2 protein-coding genes are annotated in these 2,138 nt (G+C 72.5%); one reads left to right on the top strand and one right to left on the bottom strand.

The genetic code is table 11. From position 1 onward, the window contains the following. A partial coding sequence (locus IE312_RS17940; protein WP_189982954.1) for an SGNH/GDSL hydrolase family protein occupies positions 1-1,294 on the bottom strand: 1,294 nt, incomplete at its 3' end. A 196-nt stretch (positions 1,295-1,490) separates the two neighbouring features. Between IE312_RS17940 and IE312_RS40650 the strand changes: the two genes are divergently transcribed. Then, a partial coding sequence (locus IE312_RS40650) for a DUF445 domain-containing protein (RefSeq protein WP_229900006.1) occupies positions 1,491-2,138 on the top strand: 648 nt, incomplete at its 3' end.

Consider the following 2,138-nt stretch of genomic DNA (forward strand, 5'->3'; position numbering starts at 1 on the left):
CGAAGACGTCGCCCATGGTGCGGTAGCCCAGGTCGCTGGGGTGCAGGTGGTCGCCGGAGTCGTACTCGGGGCGCAGCCGGCGCGGGTCGTAGGGGTCCCGGAGGGCCTTGTCGAAGTCGACGACGGCGTCGTACACGCCGCCGGCCCGGATCCCGGCATTGACCTGCTGCCGTACGGCTTCCCGGGCGGGGGTCCAGCCGCGGTGGCCCTGGAAGGGCATGAGGGTGGCGCCGACGACCTTGAGGCCGCGGGCGTGGGCCTGGCGGACGAGGGTGCGCAGTCCGGTGAGGATGCGGTCGGGGTCGGCGAGGCGGGGGTTGCGCAGGATGTCGTTGACGCCGAGGTCGATGACGACGACCTTGGCGTTGGTCCGCGTGAGCGCGTCGCGTCCGAAGCGGCCGAGTCCGCTCTGGTTCTCGGCGGGCCGGCCGAGGCCGTCGGCGAGGACCTGGTTGCCGCTGATGCCTTCGTTGACGACGCTGTAGCGCGGCAGTTGCCCGCCGTTGCGCAGGGCGCTGCGCAGCCGGCCGGAGAGGATGTCGGGCCAGCGGCGGTTGGTGCCGGTGGTGGAGGTGATGCCGTCGGTGATGGAGTCGCCGAAGGCGACGACGGTGCCGGCGGCCTCGTTGCTGAGCAGGTCGAGGGCCGTCGCGTACCGCCAGTAGGGGGTCCGGTCGGTGTACGGGGTGCCGGTGGTGTCCTCGGTGCGGTCGCCGGTGGCGAGGTACGACTCCTGGCGGGCGTGCGGGTGATAGGTGACCGGCCCGGAGGGGGTGGGGGAGTAGGTGGTGATCAGGACGTCGGCGCCGTGCGGGACGGTGAGGTGGACGGCGTCGCTGATGGTCTGTCCGCCGGCGGGTATGACGGTGCCGGTGCTGCCGGCGAAGGTGAGGCGCCGCATGGTTTCCGCGTCGGCGGCCGCGGTGCCGTCGCCGCTGGACAGGGCGAGGGAGGCGTGGGTGATGGTGAGGGGTGCCTGGCCGTAGAGGTTGGACAGGGTGACGCGGGCACTCGTGCCGCCGGTGCTGGTGTGTACGACGTTGCGGACCGAGTGGCCCGCGAGGCCGGTGGTCTCGGTGCCGGGTTCGCCGCCGACGGGGGCGGTGGCCCAGGCGCCGACCCAGGTGCCGGTGGAGGCGGGGGCGGCGTGGGAGTCGCGGCGCGGGCGGTTGTCGCCGAGGCTGCTGCGGGGGGTGCCGTCATCGGTGGCGACGGTGACGTAGATGCCGGCGGACAGTGCGATGACCAGGGCGACCAGCGCACCGAGCACCGCATAACCATGACGCTTGGCCACTCTTGTGTTGTTCTCCTCGGGCGATGGGAGCGTGGGGGCTCCGATCTTGTTCACCCATGATGCGTCATGGGCCGGGGAGGTGTGACAGGAGGCTGCCCTTACTCCCCTCCGGACAGACGCCGGGAACCTCTGTTTCGTTCCGGGAGTCGGTCAGGAAGGGACAATTGTGTGCGGGATCACCGAACGGGTGGAGCTGATGGAACCTACCGAGACGGGAACACCGGGGCGGGTCGCGTCGTACAAGACGATGACGGCGTTCACCCCGGCCGACGAGGAACGCCGGCGCGGGGTGCGCCGGATGAAGCTGACGGCGACGGGCATGCTGGTGTTCGTCGCGGTGGTCTACGTGCTGGCGAAGACCGCCGGGAACGCGGGCGCGGGGACGTGGACGGACTACGTGGCGGCGGCGGCCGAGGCCGGCATGGTGGGCGGGCTCGCCGACTGGTTCGCGGTCACGGCGCTCTTCCGGCACCCGTTGGGGCTGCCCATCCCGCACACCGCGATCATCCCGACGAAGAAGGACCAGCTGGGCGTCTCGCTCGGTGAGTTCGTCGGGGAGAACTTCCTGTCCGGGGACGTGGTGCGGCAGCGGCTGCGCGCGGTCGGGATCGGCAGCCGGCTCGGGGCCTGGCTGGCGGAGCCGGAGCACGCGGACCGGGTGACGGCGGAGCTGGCCACCGCGCTGCGCGGGGCGCTGACCGTGCTGCGCGACTCGGACGTGCAGGCGGTCGTCGGGGAGGCGATCACCCGGCGGGCCGACGCGCAGGAGATCGCGCCGGGGCTCGGCAAGACGCTGGAGCGGATCGTCGCCGACGGCGGGCACCGGCGGGTGGTGGACCTGGTG

The sequence above is a fragment of the Streptomyces capoamus genome (genome assembly GCF_014654935.1).
Classification (GTDB): Bacteria; Actinomycetota; Actinomycetes; order Streptomycetales; family Streptomycetaceae; genus Streptomyces; species Streptomyces capoamus.